Origin of the sequence: Paenibacillus sp. lzh-N1 (assembly GCF_002872435.1) — a bacterium.
In the GTDB taxonomy this organism is placed as follows: Bacteria; Bacillota; Bacilli; order Paenibacillales; family Paenibacillaceae; genus Paenibacillus; species Paenibacillus polymyxa_C.
Genome location: NZ_CP025696.1, coordinates 2,392,172 through 2,406,746 on the forward strand (window position 1 = coordinate 2,392,172; position 14,575 = coordinate 2,406,746).

Genomic DNA, 14,575 nt, shown 5'->3' on the forward strand with positions numbered 1-14,575 from the left:
ACATTGAGGTGAAGAGATGATTACCAAATCAATTCCGAACATGTGTACCTTGGGTAACTTGTTTCTCGGAATGATCGCCATTTTATTGGCCGTAGACGGAAAATACAGCCTTGCCGCTATTATGGTTATTGTCGCCATGTTGTTGGACGGACTGGATGGAAGGATGGCCCGGGCTCTGAATGCCCAGAGCGAATTCGGTAAAGAACTGGACTCCTTATCAGATATGATATCTTTTGGTGTTGCTCCCGCAGTTATTATGTACATGGTTGCTTTTCATGATGCGAATTCGGCTCTCGCTTGGACGGTTACAGCCATTTTTCCGATGTGCGGAGCATTGCGTTTGGCTCGTTTTAACGTACGTCCCGGTGTACCAGGTTATTTCACAGGTTTGCCCATTCCGGCAGCAGGTGGCGTATTAGCCACTTTGTCCTTATTCCATAACGAGATTTCTTTGTTATACATGTCGATTGCCATGTTGCTGGTCTCTTATTTGATGGTTAGCTCCATGAGATATCCGAATTTCAAAAAGGTCGGTCTTCCGAAAAAAGCGATCTGGATTGCTCCATGGGTCGTAATTGCAGCGGTGTTTCTGGCCGTTAAATTTCCTGATCAGCTGTCGAAGCTGATTTTTGTACCATTGGTGCTATATGCATTGTACGGTATGAAGCTGAACATTCGGAAGCTATCACGCAGACGTGGACGGGAACGAGATCGTTCTAATCAAGAAGAACAGGACGACCAATATCGTCATTCGCAACGTTAGTGTCAGACAAGAACTAGAAGAAGCATTTATTTCCTTGATTCATTCAGGGAGATAAATGCTTTTTTTATGCATAAAAAGTGAAAACACAGGGTTAGTTATGCGAGAAATGGATCATACTGGTAAGGGAAGTGCTATGTATCGAATAAATAGCAGACTATTGAAAAGAAAATAAAGGAGGTATAGAGACTCAATGTGGAGAAAGGCTATTTTAACTTTTACAGGATTGTGCGGCGCGTGGTTTGGCTATACGTTATACCAGCGGATAGGAGGCATCGTATCGTGGATGCCACAATGGTTGAGTGATGGTTCTTTACCAGGAATGGCTGTTTGGATGTTAGCGGGAGCAGTGCTATTTATGGCTGGCTGCTCATTCGCAGGGGCGTCCGTGGCGAATCGATTGCAGCAGGGTATTGAAGGCTTGGTACGAATTCCGATGAATGAGATGATGGCAGGTGTGATGGGGTTAGCAGTGGGGCTGATCCTTTCCTTGGCAGTTTACCCACTCTTTTCAGGATTGGGGGCACCTGGTCTACTTATCCAGACCGCGGTTACCTTGGTATGCGGATATGTGGGATTGATGGTAGGGCTAGAAAAACGGGACGAGCTGTCATCCTTTTGGAGCTCAGGTTTTTTTGGTCGGGGAGCGGATGTAGAAGAACGCAAGCTGGAGGAACATAAAATTTTGGACACCAGCGTCATTATAGATGGGCGTATTGCGGATATCTGCAAAACAGGGTTTATTGAAGGAACCATTGTGATTCCTGAATTTGTGCTGGAGGAGCTTCAGCATATCGCAGATTCTTCAGATTTACTTAAGCGTAATCGTGGGCGGCGAGGTCTGGATATTTTGAATAAAATCCAAAAAGAGCTAGATGTGAATGTGCTCATTTATGAGGGGGATTTTGAGGAAATTTCAGAGGTCGACAGTAAGCTGGTTAAGCTTGCAAAGGTGTTGCAGGGTAAAGTTGTAACTAATGATTTTAACCTGAATAAAGTATGCGAACTTCAAGGTGTGTCTGTGCTGAACATTAATGATTTGGCGAATGCAGTGAAGCCTGTCGTACTGCCCGGTGAGGAGATTATGGTGCAGATTATCAAAGACGGCAAGGAGCATGGGCAGGGGGTAGCTTATCTGGATGATGGTACGATGATTGTTGTGGAGGGTGGGCGTGACTATATTGGCTCTCTCATGGAAGTGCTGGTCACAAGTGTACTTCAGACCTCTGCGGGTCGCATGATCTTTGCTAAACCGAAATTATTGGAAAAAGCTCAATAAACGAGGTATGATGAAGTAGATGTGTTATCATACGGATCGTCCAAGTGCGATCAGGGCAGGAGTTATTTGAATGAACAATCAGGTAGGAGTCGTGATTGTGGCGGCCGGGCGCGGCTCCCGTATGGGAACGCAGGAGAGCAAGCAATTTCTGCTTTTGCGAGACAAGCCCATCTTCATACATACACTTGAAATATTCGCAGCAATGCCTGAAGTGGATGAAATGGTGATGGTTACTGGAGCTGGAGATGTGGAACGTTGCAGAGACTGGGTTCATCAATACAAGATTGGTAAAAATGTACGAGTGGTGGCTGGTGGCAGTGAGCGCCAGCATTCGGTTTATCGCGGTTTGCGCCACTTGCAAACAGATTGGGTGATGGTGCATGATGGTGTGCGTCCACTGATTCAATCTGAGCTTGTACGTTCATGCCTGGAGGCTGCCCAGCGTACTGGTGCTTCTGTAGCGGCAGTACCTGTAAAGGATACAATCAAGCAAGTGAACGGGGATGGTATCATTACAGCAACGCCGGATCGCCGAAGTCTGTGGAGTATTCAAACGCCACAGACTTTTCGTCTTTCCGATCTGCTGCGGGCCTATGAGGAAGCGGAGCAGTCAGGATTTTTGGGGACAGATGATTCTATGCTGGTGGAGCGGCTAGGCATTCCAGTTACTGTCGTCCAAGGCAGCTATAAAAACATCAAAATTACTACGCCTGAGGATTTGGAGATGGCGGAGTTATGGGTAAAGACAGAGGGAGAGGATATCAAATGATCAGAATAGGGCAAGGATTTGACGTCCACCAGCTGGTGGAAGGAAGGCCATGCATCATCGGAGGCGTACATATTCCGTATGAAAAAGGTTTGCTAGGCCATTCCGATGCAGACGTGCTGCTGCATGCCATTAGCGATGCCATCCTGGGCGCGCTTGGCTTGGGAGACATCGGAAAGCATTTTCCGGATAACGACCCTGAATTTAAGGACGCTGATAGCCTGAAGCTACTGGAGCATGTGTGGGGGCTGGCTAAAGAGCGGGGATATCGCTTGGGGAATATCGATTCTACGATCATTGCGCAGAAGCCAAAGATGGCATCATACATTCCGCAGATGAATGAAATCATCGCCCGGGTGCTGGAAGCAGAGGAGTCGTCCCAGGTAAATGTCAAGGCGACGACGACGGAGCAGCTCGGGTTTACTGGGCGGAGCGAAGGCATCGCAGCTCAATCGGTTGTCTGTCTAATCAAGTAAATGCTATCATTTTGAGTAATTCTATTTGGAGGAGATTATATGAGCACGGAAGTTCGTGTACGCTATGCACCAAGTCCTACAGGACATCTGCATATTGGAAATGCCAGAACGGCATTATTTAATTATTTGTTTGCCCGCAATCAAGGCGGGAAATTTATTATTCGCATTGAAGATACAGATGTGAAGCGCAATATTGAGGGTGGAGAAGAAAGCCAGCTTAAATATTTGAAATGGTTGGGTATGGACTGGGATGAGAGTATAGACGTGGGCGGCGAGTTTGGACCTTATCGCCAGACCGAACGCTTGGACATCTACAAAACATACTGGCAGGATTTGCTGGATCGTGGTCTGGCATACCGCTGTTATTGCACGGAAGAGGAGCTTGAACGCGAGCGTGAAGAACAGATGGAACGTGGGGAGACACCACGTTACTCAGGAAAACACCGTGATTTAACAGAAGAACAGTGCCAAGCTTTTGAAGCCGAGGGCCGTGTACCAAGTATTCGTTTTCGCGTACCAGAAGATCGTGAATATACGTTTGATGATATGGTTAAAGGTCAAATTACGTTCAATTCCAAGGAAAGCGGCGATTTTGTTATCGTCAAAAAAGACGGTATTCCGACATATAACTTCGCCGTAGCGGTTGACGACTATTTGATGAAAATATCGCATGTACTACGGGGCGAAGATCATGTATCCAATACACCGCGGCAGTTGATGATTTTTGAAGCTCTCGGCTGGGAGCCTCCACGCTTTGGTCATATGACGCTGATCGTAGGCGAGGATCACAAAAAGCTCAGCAAACGAAATGAATCCATTATTCAGTTCATGGAGCAGTACGATAAGCTGGGCTATCTGCCGGAAGCTATATTCAACTTTATTGCACTGTTGGGCTGGTCTCCGGAAGGCGAGGAAGAGATCTATGATCGGGAACAACTGATTTCGATTTTCGATCCTAATCGTTTGTCCAAAAGCCCAGCTGTATTTGATACAAACAAGCTTGCTTATTTGAATAATCATTATATTAAAAAAGCTGATCCTGAGCGGATTGCCAGCATGGCTATTCCACATTTGCAGGCAGCAGGGCTGTTGCCGAATGAATTATCGACGGAACAACAGGATTGGGCTAAAGCTCTTGTCTGCTTATACCAAGAACAAATGACTTCAGCGTCTGATATTGTGGCGTTGTCTGAGTTGTTTTTTCGTTCACATCTGGAGTTGGATGCCGATGCAGCGGCTGTTCTGGCCGAAGAGCAGGTTCCTGATGTACTTAGAGCCTTTGCAGCTAAGGTTGAAACGAGCGAGGAATTTACAGCTCCACAAATGGCCAAGCTGATCAAGGAAGTTCAAAAGGAAACTGGTTTTAAGGGGAAACAGCTGTTCATGCCGATTCGTGTGGCCCTTACAGGTCAAACTCATGGACGGGATCTGAACGAGACCATCTATCTACTTGGACGTGACAAGGTGTTGGACCGTCTTAAGGCACAAATTAAAGGCTGATATTTCTTGTCAATTTGTTGTCTTTTCGCTATAATGACTCCATTGATATGGATTGATACTTACGTGTAAAGGCTGCGAACAGGAGAAGTACACTGCATAAGGGCATCTACCAGAGAGGACGGTCGAGGGGAAACCCCAGGCTGAGAACCGTCTAGATGACCTGCGGAGGAAATGCGCCTGGGAGCCGTGCGCCCGAACCCTCGTTAGCCTACAATGCTAATGCGGCAAGGGCTTGCCGATTCGTTCCCGTTACAGGACGCCAAAGACGGACTTTTTTGCTTTTTTTGTAGCAGATATGTTCGAAGCAGAGTGGGACCACGTATATGCGTCTCTGCAGCCTAGGCTGCGGAGGCGCTTTTTCATTTTTATCAGATTTAGACTCGCTGTAGATTGAAAATTGTCGAAGCGTGCTAGTGACTACGAAAATTGGCGAAATCTGAAGTGTGATGCGGCGAGGATATGGAGGGAAGAGGAGGGCGACATGTTCAGGCATTTCAAATCCGATATTCAAACTGTTTTGGATAATGATCCGGCCGCCCGGAGTAAGCTGGAAGTCATTTTTACGTATTCTGGCGTTCATGCCCTTTGGGCACACCGAATCGCACATTGGTTTTATTTGCGAAAGTGGTGTACTCTAGCCCGTGTTATATCCCAGGTATCGAGGTTTATGACAGGAATTGAAATTCATCCTGGCGCTCGTATCGGAGATCGGCTGTTCATTGACCACGGCATGGGTGTTGTCATTGGCGAAACCTGTGAAATAGGCGACGATGTCGTGTTGTATCAGGGAGTTACTCTTGGAGGGACTGGAAAAGAGAAAGGGAAGCGCCACCCCACCATTGGGAATAATGTCGTTATAGGCTCCGGTGCAAAAATATTGGGTTCATTTACGATTGGGGCGCAATCCAACATTGGCTCCAACTCGGTTGTGCTAAAAGAAGTTCCGCCAAACAGTACGGTAGTGGGCATCCCAGGGCGAGTGGTCAGACAGGATGGCAGACGTCCAGATCGACTTAGTCACCAATTGCCTGATCCGGTCGTCGATTCTATACGGTCTCTTCAAATGGAAATAGAACGATTGCGAGCAGAATTGTCTGATTTGAAGGAGGAGCAATCTGCTCAAGAAACATCAGGTGACCCAAGAGAATAAATTACAAGGATAATTTTCATGAGGGAGGAACATAACGATGTCGCTTCAAATTTATAATACAATGACGAGGAGCCGGGAGCCTTTTGTGCCACTGGAGCCTGGAAAGGTTAAAATGTATGTATGTGGTCCTACAGTGTATGATTACATTCATATTGGTAATGCACGGCCTGTAATTGTGTTTGATGTGGTACGCAGCTACTTGGAGTATTTGGGCTATGATGTAAACTATGTGGTGAATTTTACGGATGTCGATGATAAGTTGATCCGCAAAGCTCGGGAACTTAATATGGAGGTTCGGGCAGTTGCTGAGAAGTTTATTGCTGCCTATCATGAGGATCTGGCAGGATTGAATGTTCCTGCTGCCAGCATAAATCCTCGTGTAACTGAGAGCATGGATCTGATTATTGATTTTATCAAGGATCTGGTAGACAAAGGCTATGCCTATGAGAATGATGGTGATGTCTTCTACCGAACCAAAAAGTTTAAAGACTACGGACAGCTGTCAGGTCAAAATTTGGAGGAGCTCCAGTTTGGGATTCGCATCAATGTGGATGAACGCAAGGAGAATGCCGAGGATTTTGTACTCTGGAAAGCAGCGAAACCGGGAGAAATTTACTGGTCAAGTCCTTGGGGAGATGGACGCCCAGGCTGGCATATCGAATGCTCTGCTATGGCTCGTCACTATTTGGGGGATACGCTGGATATTCATGGAGGCGGACAGGATCTGCAATTTCCGCATCATGAATGTGAATGTGCACAATCTGAAGTGATTACGGGTAAACCATTATCTCGCTACTGGATGCATAACGGATATATTCGCATAGATAATGAAAAAATGTCGAAATCACTCGGTAACGGTATTTTGGTTAAAGATCTGCGTGCTCGTCACAAGCCCGAGGCTTTACGTTATTTTATGCTGTCGACACATTACCGCAATCCTTTGAACTACAACCAAGAGACGATGAGTCAGGCGGAGAATAGTGTCGAACGGATTGCCAATGCAGTCGCCAATGTAAAGCATCGTTTAGCCATTGCATTGAAAGGTAATGAAGAAGTATCGGCTGAGCTGCAAATGAAGCTTGACGGGATATTGCAGCAATTTGGTGAAAAAATGGATGATGATTTCAATACGCCTGATGCGATTACTGCGGTGTTCGAATGGGTCAGCGAAGCCAATCTTTTGTTGCAGCGTGATGTTGTCAATCAGGCGGAATTGCAAGCGGTGCTGCATACCTTCCATTCGATGAATACGGTGCTTCGCATTTATTCAGAACCGAGTGAAGAACTGCTGGATGGCGAAGTTGAGCAGTTAATTGCAGAACGTGTCGAAGCTCGTAAAACTAAAAACTGGGGTAGAGCTGACGAAATTCGCGATTTGTTAGCTACTAAAGGCATTGTGCTTGAAGATACGGCACAGGGGATGCGGTGGCGGCGGAAATGAGTGATAAGCCACTGAATTCAGGAGCTGTGGAAGGCGCAGGAAACTGGTTTCCGTATCCTGCGTCCAAGCCGGCTCGCTTGATGCCCCCTATTGCGTTAGCTTACATTGGTGATGCAGTGTATGAGGTGGCTGTCCGGCAATATCTGTTGGCACACCCCAACCTGCGTCCCAATCATTTACATCGACGAGCTACAAAGCTAGTCTCTGCCAAGGCACAGTGTCGTATGTTGGGGTTGCTAGAAACAGTGCTGACGGATGAAGAGCGTGACATTGTCCGACAAGGGAGAAATGCCAAGTCAGGGAGCCTGCCCAAAAATGCTGATGTGCTTGAGTATCGACACGCTACAGCACTGGAAGGATTGATTGGTTATCTGTATTGTGATGGACATTTGGACAGATTGACAGAGTTGATTACGTACGGAATTGCACAAATGGAAAATACCGAAAAATCATAAATTGGAGACGGATTGGATGAATTGAATATCAACCGTTTTCCGGGAGGAAGCTAGATATGGAAGAAGAATGGATTGCCGGTAAGCATTCGGTAACAGAGGCGCTGCGTTCAGGCAGGACGATAAATAAAATTTGGATTGCGGATAATGCACAAAAGCATTTGACATTGCCGATTACAGCTGAGGCGAAAAAAGCAGGAATCATTGTTTTGCAGGTAGACAAGCGTAAGCTCGATCAAATGGTTCCAGGCATTCAGCATCAGGGAGTGGTTGCGCAAGCAGCACCTTTTGCCTACGCTGAAGTGGAAGACTTGCTTGCTATTGCTCGTGCTAAAGGAGAAGAGCCGTTTTTGATTTTGCTGGATGAAATTGAAGATCCTCATAACTTGGGCTCTATCCTTCGTACGGCGGATTGCACTGGAGCACACGGTATTATAGTGCCAAAAAGGCGTTCAGCAGCTGTAACTGTAACGGTGTCTAAAACATCGGCGGGTGCTGTGGAGTACGTTCCAGTGGCACGGGTGAGCAATCTGGGGCAAACCATTGACCGTCTTAAAGAAGAAGGTGTATGGGTAGTTGGCACGGATGTTACAGCAACCGATCCCGTCTTTGGGAATGGGGTATTCACCGGTCCTGTAGCGATTGTCATTGGTAACGAAAATAAAGGAATGGGCCGTTTGATCCGTGAGAAATGTGATGTACTTGTCAAGCTGCCAATGGCGGGACAAATCAATTCTCTCAATGCTTCTGTAGCTGCAGGTGTCGTCATGTACGAAGTCTTGCGCGGACGACAGGCACGGAGCTAACGATATGGCTGACACGCGGGATGTTCTGCTTGTGGACGGTTACAACATGATTGGAGCCTGGCCCGAACTTTCCGCGCTGGTACAATCTGGTATGCAGGAAGCGAGGGACAGACTTCTTGAACGACTGGCGGATCATCAGGCGTATTCGGGCAGAAGAGTCATCGTCGTGTTTGATGCTTACAGGGTGCCAGGATTAGGTAAAACCTTTGCCCAGAGCAAAGTCCAGATTTATTTTACGAGAGAAAAAGAGACAGCCGACGAATGCATCGAACGATTGGTTCGGGAGCTGAGCAGCAAGAGAAGAAGCGTTTACGTAGCGACAAGTGATCAGGTAGAGCAGCATGTTGCTTTTGGCCAAGGAGCACTCAGAGTATCGGCACGAGAATTGCTGATCGAGATTGAGGAATCTGAAAGGGAAGTCCAGAAGCGAATTCAGCAGGATAACGCCAAATTGTCCCGCAACTCGTTGGATGCCAAGCTGAGTCCGGAGCTTCGAAAGCTGTTCGAACGATGGAGAAGAGAATGATCCAATAATTGGTGCACCCTCCATTTTGAAACCATTGACAATTTTGTTAGCGCTCTTCTTTTTTAGGTTGTTGTGGTTGACGGTATCAGGTTACATCGCGTATACTTGTCGTATATTTGAGAGAGTAACGGGTACCTTGCGTTGCAGCCGGAGGGATTGTTAGTGAGTGTGGACCTCAAAGATATCATGTTGTCAAAGTTTGATTACAAAAATGATGAAGACATTGTCGGAGCAGTCCATGAAGGTGATGGGGAAGCGCTGGAGTTTCTGATTAACAAATACCGGAACTTTGTGCGGGCCAAGGCCAGATCCTACTTCCTGATTGGTGCTGATCGCGAGGATATTATTCAGGAGGGCATGATTGGTCTCTACAAATCCATTCGTGATTTTAAGGGAGACAAGCTTGCTTCGTTTAAGGCTTTCGCCGAGTTGTGCATTACACGACAGATTATTACGGCAATTAAGACGGCTACACGACAAAAGCACATTCCTCTGAACTCTTACGTATCTCTGGACAAGCCCATCTATGATGAAGAGTCAGACCGGACGTTGCTCGATGTGATTTGTGGAACACAAGTAAGTGACCCTGAAGAGCTGATTATCAATCAGGAAGAGTTTGTGGGTCTTGAGGACAAAATGTCCGAGATTCTGAGCGAGCTAGAACGCAAGGTACTTATGTTGTATCTGGACGGACGTTCGTATCAGGAGATTGCAGAGGATCTTGACCGCCATGTTAAATCCATTGATAACGCGCTGCAACGGGTCAAGCGTAAACTTGAAAAGTATCTGGAAGTAAGGGATAGTTGAAAGTAGAGGCTGACATGGAAAAGGCTCGAGTTTGAGTCTTTTTTTATTCGTTTTGGGTAAGCTGTGCAGGTTTATAAGTGTTGTAAATGATTTATACTAAAAAAGATGAATAATAGATATCGCTTTGATTTTGAAGCAGTATTTCAGAGAACAGCTCCAAAGGATGGGCAGATGTAAAAATGCACCACAACCGAGACTGCGAAATGTATGCAAACATTCGTTGACATGGAAAACCCCGTGTGATAAAGTGTTTTAGGTAGGCCTAAATTCGCGGTTTTTTTTAGGATCAATTATGAGACTTCCGGTGTTGGATGTCTTCGGGAGGTGCACATCATGCGGGTAATTATTACTTTGGCTTGTACAAATTGCAAACAAAGAAATTACACAACGACGAAAAACAAGCGTAATCACCCCGACCGCATGGAGATGAAGAAATTCTGTAAGTCCTGTAACGAACAGACTTCTCATCGGGAAACCAGATAGTTTTTGGAGGTGTAGTCGGCGTGAAACGCAGTTTCAAGTCTCTGTTTTCCTTTTTCTCTGAAAGCTGGGCTGAACTCAAGAAAGTTCGCTGGCCCAATCGTAAAGAACTGACCAACTATACGCTGATTGTCATAGGGACGATTGCGTTCGTCACGATTTATTTTTGGGTTCTCGATATCGGCATTTCCGCTGTGATCGAAGCGATTATCTAGGAAGGGTTCCAGGTGGCTTGATATGGAAAAAAGATGGTACGTCGTTCATACCTATTCAGGGTATGAGAACAAAGTCAAAGCCAATTTGGAAAAACGCGTTGAGTCCATGGGCATGGAAGACAAGATATTCCGTGTTCTTGTTCCTATGGAAGAAGAACTGGTAACCAAGGACGGTAAGAAAAAAACCGTTATGCGTAAAGTCTACCCTGGTTATGTCTTGGTCGAAATGGTCCAAACCGATGATTCTTGGTATGTTGTACGCAACACACCAGGTGTTACGGGATTTGTAGGGTCGACAGGCTCGGGTTCCAAACCGACGCCATTGCTTCCGGAAGAAGTTGAACAGATTCTGAAGCATATGGGCATGGTAGAGCCGAAACCGAAGATTGAATTCGATGTTAAGGAATCCGTGCGAATTAAAGTTGGTCCTTTTGCGAATTTTGTGGGCTCCGTGGAAGAAATTTTGGTTGAGAAGAGCAAGCTTAAGGTTCACGTCAACATGTTTGGACGGGAAACCCCGCTTGAGTTGGATTATACTCAAGTGGAGAAAATATAGATTTTTCTTACAGGTTTCTTGTGGGAGGATCAATAGGTCCGTCTACCACTATTGAGTCAAGGAGGTGTCATCCATGGCAAAAAAGGTAATTAAAATGGTAAAACTGCAGATTCCTGCAGGGAAAGCTAATCCAGCGCCTCCAGTAGGTCCAGCTTTGGGTCAAGCAGGTGTCAACATTATGGCATTCTGTAAAGAGTTCAATGCTCGTACTGCTGATCAAGCAGGCCTGATTATTCCGGTTGAAATTTCGGTATTTGAGGATCGTTCTTTTACGTTCATCACCAAAACTCCACCGGCTGCTGTTCTGTTGAAAGTTGCTGCTAAAATCGAAAAAGGTTCCGGTGAACCGAATAAAACGAAAGTTGCAACTGTAAATCGCGCTGCTGTTCGTCAAATTGCAGAGCAAAAAATGCCTGACCTTAACGCAGCTTCCGTAGAATCGGCAATGCGTATGGTTGAAGGTACTGCTCGCAGCATGGGTATCACCATCGTAGATTAATTTTATTAATCTACGTGTGCCGGCAGTTTGACTGTCCGGTAAGTGTGGGAGGAATATCCGCTAATACCACATAAGGAGGAAAAGATAATGGCTAAACATGGTAAGAAGTACCTGGAAGCTGCTAAGCTGATTGACAGCGAAGCAACTTATGAGCCTTTGGAAGCCGTTGAATTGGTGAAAAAGGCTGCAACTGCTAAATTCGACGAAACCGTTGAAGCTGCAGTTCGTCTGGGCGTAGATTCCCGTAAACAAGACCAGGCTGTTCGTGGTGTTGTTGTCCTGCCACATGGTACGGGTAAAACACAACGTGTTCTGGTATTTGCAAAAGGTGACAAAGTGAAAGAAGCGGAAGCGGCTGGCGCTGATTTTGTTGGCGATCAAGATATGATCAACAAAATCCAACAAGGCTGGTTCGAATTCGACGTCTGCGTTGCGACACCTGATATGATGAGTGAGGTTGGTAAACTGGGTCGTTTGCTCGGTGGTAAAGGTTTGATGCCTAACCCTAAAGCAGGCACAGTTACTTTCGATGTTGCCAAGGCTGTTCAAGAAATTAAAGCCGGTAAAATCGAATACCGTCTCGACAAAGCAGGTCAAATTCACGCACCAATCGGCAAAGCTTCTTTCAGTGCTGAACAACTGAACGAAAACCTTAAAGCCTTGATTGAAGCCTTGAACCGTGCGAAGCCAGCGGCTGCTAAAGGTGTATACCTGAAAAACATCGCTATTTCTTCGACTATGGGACCAAGTGCACGTGTGAACGCATCTGTTTACAGATAATATTTTTATTGACAGGTTCAATTGAATTTGTTATTCTGTAAAAGTTGTGAGTCATTGTGACTGACCGTTAAAGTTGAATATGCTTACCGTAGACAGTAGGTGCCTTCGGGCTTAATTTCCTACCGAGGTGTTATGATAGAACGTTTCATGTGACGGGCTTGTCCCGTCCATGTAGATTTATCAAGCCTTCGTACTCTACGGAGGCTTTTTTCATGCTCATGAAAACGACTTTGGTAGATCACCAGAATGGGTGTTTCGAACAAAGTAGATAAATTGATCAGGAGGTGTACAGTTTGGCAAATGCAAAGGTGATTCAAGCAAAACAAGAAGCTGTTGAAGTTGTAGCTGCAAAATTGCGCGAGAGCGTAACAACTGTAGTTGCAGACTATCGCGGTCTGAATGTTGCCCAAGTAACTGAGCTGCGTAAGCAGCTTCGCGAAGCCGGAATCGAATTTCAAGTGCTGAAAAACACACTGCTCCGCCGTGCAACTGCGGAAGCAGGATTGACTGAACTGGACGCAGTATTGACAGGTCCTACTGCAATCGCGTTCGGTAAAGATGATGCAGTGTCTGCAGCTAAAATCTTGAACGATTTCGCTAAGAAAAACAATGCATTGGAACTGAAAGGTGCAGTTGTAGAAGGTCGTGTGATCGGTGTTGAGGAAATCAAAGCGCTGGCAGAACTGCCATCCCGCGAAGGTCTCCTTTCCATGCTCCTCAGCGTGCTTCAAGCTCCTATGCGCAACTTCGCGCTTGCGGTTAAAGCTGTTGCAGATAAAGAAGAGCAAAGTGCATAAGTTGGGATTTAAACCTGCTGTATAGCAGTTAAGAACAAAAAAATACGAATTTAAATGGAGGTTCAACCATGAGTAAAGAGCAAATCTTGGAAGCAATTAAAGGTATGTCCGTATTGGAACTGAACGATCTCGTGAAAGCAATCGAAGAAGAATTCGGCGTAACTGCAGCAGCTCCAGTAGCTGTAGCAGGTGGCGCAGCAGGTGGCGCAGCAGAAGCTGAGCAATCCGAGTTCGACGTAATCTTGACAAGCGCTGGCGCTTCCAAAATCAACGTTATCAAAGCAGTTCGCGAAATCACAGGTCTTGGCCTGAAAGAAGCAAAAGAACTGGTTGACAACGCTCCAAAACCACTGAAAGAAAAAGTTGCAAAAGAAGAAGCTGAATCCGTTAAAGCAAAATTGGAAGAAGCAGGCGCTTCTGTAGAAGTAAAATAATTGACTGCTCTCTAGCAGACAATGAATTAAAACAAACCCCTTGAGGTGATCTTCAAGGGGTTTGTTGCTGTAAAACGGTATTATAAACAGGTCTGAGATATTATTCTAAAGGCTATGATGTTAGTACGACCGTACAACCGAAAGAGGTGGGCGTGAATGGCTGATCATTATTACTCCAAACGGCCAGAGACGGCGAATGAACGACGAAGTTTAGAAACAGTGCTACGTGGACGTTCCTATCGATTTGCCAGCGATTCAGGCGTTTTTTCAAAGCAGGGAATTGATTATGGGAGTCGAGTGCTGATCGAAGCTATGCAACTTCCTACAAATGCCTCGGTATTGGATGTAGGATGTGGTTACGGACCGATTGGTTTGACGGCGGCAACGCTTGTCCCAGACGGACACGTTACAATGGTTGATATTAACGAGCGAGCCGTTCAACTAGCGATAGAGAATGCGGAGCGTAATAGGATTAAAAATGTCACCATTAAGCAAAGTGATTTGTTTGCAGAAGTGCAACACGAACGTTTTGACGTGATCTTGACGAATCCTCCTATACGTGCAGGGAAGGAAACGGTGCACACCATTTTTGAACTTGCATATGAGCATTTAAACGAGGGTGGAGCTTTGTGGGTCGTCATCCAGAAAAAACAGGGTGCTCCTTCGGCGAGCGCTAAAATAGAGAGCCTTTTCGGTTATGTGGAGGAAGTTACGAAGGATAAAGGTTATCGGATTCTGAAGGCAGAAAAAACTTTTAGAAAAATGCAATAGGACCATTGACTTGAATCCTGGTCTGTGATATCATTATAAAATGTCAGTATTAGGATGCCCTCCATGGCTTTAGTTTGTTG

19 protein-coding genes and 1 other annotated feature are annotated in these 14,575 nt (G+C 45.9%); all 19 genes read left to right on the top strand.

Annotation, left to right across the window (positions count from 1 at the left end):
- Nucleotides 1–16 precede the first annotated feature (16 nt).
- The 19 genes from pssA (at nucleotide 17) to C0638_RS10860 (ending at nucleotide 14,495) form a co-directional block, all read left to right on the top strand.
- A complete protein-coding gene (gene pssA / locus C0638_RS10770; RefSeq protein ID WP_013373289.1) occupies nucleotides 17–763 on the top strand; it encodes a CDP-diacylglycerol--serine O-phosphatidyltransferase in 747 nt (248 codons plus the stop codon).
- Between the two features lie 190 nt (nucleotides 764–953).
- Nucleotides 954–2,039 (top strand): PIN/TRAM domain-containing protein, encoded by a 1,086-nt coding sequence (locus C0638_RS10775; RefSeq protein WP_058712142.1) that lies wholly within the window; start codon nucleotides 954–956, stop codon nucleotides 2,037–2,039.
- 70 nt (nucleotides 2,040–2,109) lie between these two features.
- Nucleotides 2,110–2,808, top strand: coding sequence for a 2-C-methyl-D-erythritol 4-phosphate cytidylyltransferase (gene ispD, locus C0638_RS10780; protein WP_040102784.1), 699 nt, complete (start codon nucleotides 2,110–2,112; stop codon nucleotides 2,806–2,808).
- Nucleotides 2,805–3,281 (top strand): 2-C-methyl-D-erythritol 2,4-cyclodiphosphate synthase, encoded by a 477-nt coding sequence (gene ispF / locus C0638_RS10785; RefSeq protein ID WP_040102785.1) that lies wholly within the window; start codon nucleotides 2,805–2,807, stop codon nucleotides 3,279–3,281. Before ispD ends, ispF begins: the two co-directional genes overlap by 4 nt.
- A gap of 39 nt (nucleotides 3,282–3,320) precedes the next feature.
- Entirely contained in the window at nucleotides 3,321–4,781 is a 1,461-nt protein-coding gene (gltX, locus tag C0638_RS10790; RefSeq protein WP_058712141.1) for a glutamate--tRNA ligase, read from the top strand.
- A 481-nt stretch (nucleotides 4,782–5,262) separates the two neighbouring features.
- Entirely contained in the window at nucleotides 5,263–5,931 is a 669-nt protein-coding gene (gene cysE / locus C0638_RS10795) for a serine O-acetyltransferase (protein ID WP_058712140.1), read from the top strand.
- A 37-nt stretch (nucleotides 5,932–5,968) separates the two neighbouring features.
- Nucleotides 5,969–7,372, top strand: coding sequence for a cysteine--tRNA ligase (cysS, locus tag C0638_RS10800; RefSeq protein ID WP_058712139.1), 1,404 nt, complete (start codon nucleotides 5,969–5,971; stop codon nucleotides 7,370–7,372).
- A complete protein-coding gene (locus C0638_RS10805) occupies nucleotides 7,369–7,827 on the top strand; it encodes a Mini-ribonuclease 3 (RefSeq protein ID WP_058712138.1) in 459 nt (152 codons plus the stop codon). Before cysS ends, C0638_RS10805 begins: the two co-directional genes overlap by 4 nt.
- Nucleotides 7,828–7,883: 56 nt before the next feature.
- Nucleotides 7,884–8,630, top strand: a complete 747-nt coding sequence (gene rlmB, locus C0638_RS10810; protein WP_058712137.1) for a 23S rRNA (guanosine(2251)-2'-O)-methyltransferase RlmB — start codon at nucleotides 7,884–7,886, stop codon at nucleotides 8,628–8,630.
- A gap of 4 nt (nucleotides 8,631–8,634) precedes the next feature.
- Nucleotides 8,635–9,156 carry an NYN domain-containing protein gene (locus tag C0638_RS10815; RefSeq protein WP_058712136.1) on the top strand — a complete coding sequence of 174 codons (522 nt, stop codon included), beginning with the start codon at nucleotides 8,635–8,637 and terminating at the stop codon, nucleotides 9,154–9,156.
- A gap of 162 nt (nucleotides 9,157–9,318) precedes the next feature.
- Nucleotides 9,319–9,963: an RNA polymerase sporulation sigma factor SigH gene (gene sigH, locus C0638_RS10820; RefSeq protein ID WP_016324748.1), complete on the top strand. Its 645-nt coding sequence runs from the start codon at nucleotides 9,319–9,321 to the stop codon at nucleotides 9,961–9,963.
- A gap of 333 nt (nucleotides 9,964–10,296) precedes the next feature.
- Nucleotides 10,297–10,446 carry a 50S ribosomal protein L33 gene (rpmG, locus tag C0638_RS10825; RefSeq protein WP_013373278.1) on the top strand — a complete coding sequence of 50 codons (150 nt, stop codon included), beginning with the start codon at nucleotides 10,297–10,299 and terminating at the stop codon, nucleotides 10,444–10,446.
- A 20-nt stretch (nucleotides 10,447–10,466) separates the two neighbouring features.
- Entirely contained in the window at nucleotides 10,467–10,658 is a 192-nt protein-coding gene (secE, locus tag C0638_RS10830) for a preprotein translocase subunit SecE (RefSeq protein WP_013312170.1), read from the top strand.
- Between the two features lie 22 nt (nucleotides 10,659–10,680).
- Nucleotides 10,681–11,214, top strand: a complete 534-nt coding sequence (gene nusG / locus C0638_RS10835; protein ID WP_007432596.1) for a transcription termination/antitermination protein NusG — start codon at nucleotides 10,681–10,683, stop codon at nucleotides 11,212–11,214.
- Between the two features lie 73 nt (nucleotides 11,215–11,287).
- Nucleotides 11,288–11,713: a 50S ribosomal protein L11 gene (gene rplK / locus C0638_RS10840; protein ID WP_007432595.1), complete on the top strand. Its 426-nt coding sequence runs from the start codon at nucleotides 11,288–11,290 to the stop codon at nucleotides 11,711–11,713.
- Between the two features lie 87 nt (nucleotides 11,714–11,800).
- Nucleotides 11,801–12,493: a 50S ribosomal protein L1 gene (gene rplA / locus C0638_RS10845; RefSeq protein ID WP_007432594.1), complete on the top strand. Its 693-nt coding sequence runs from the start codon at nucleotides 11,801–11,803 to the stop codon at nucleotides 12,491–12,493.
- Between the two features lie 68 nt (nucleotides 12,494–12,561).
- Nucleotides 12,562–12,713, top strand: a sequence feature (ribosomal protein L10 leader region).
- A 73-nt stretch (nucleotides 12,714–12,786) separates the two neighbouring features.
- Complete coding sequence (gene rplJ, locus C0638_RS10850) at nucleotides 12,787–13,290, top strand: 50S ribosomal protein L10 (protein ID WP_040102790.1); 504 nt, start codon at nucleotides 12,787–12,789, stop codon at nucleotides 13,288–13,290.
- A gap of 68 nt (nucleotides 13,291–13,358) precedes the next feature.
- Entirely contained in the window at nucleotides 13,359–13,724 is a 366-nt protein-coding gene (gene rplL / locus C0638_RS10855; protein ID WP_013373275.1) for a 50S ribosomal protein L7/L12, read from the top strand.
- 156 nt (nucleotides 13,725–13,880) lie between these two features.
- A complete protein-coding gene (locus tag C0638_RS10860; RefSeq protein ID WP_058712135.1) occupies nucleotides 13,881–14,495 on the top strand; it encodes a class I SAM-dependent methyltransferase in 615 nt (204 codons plus the stop codon).
- The last annotated feature ends 80 nt before the right edge of the window (nucleotides 14,496–14,575 follow it).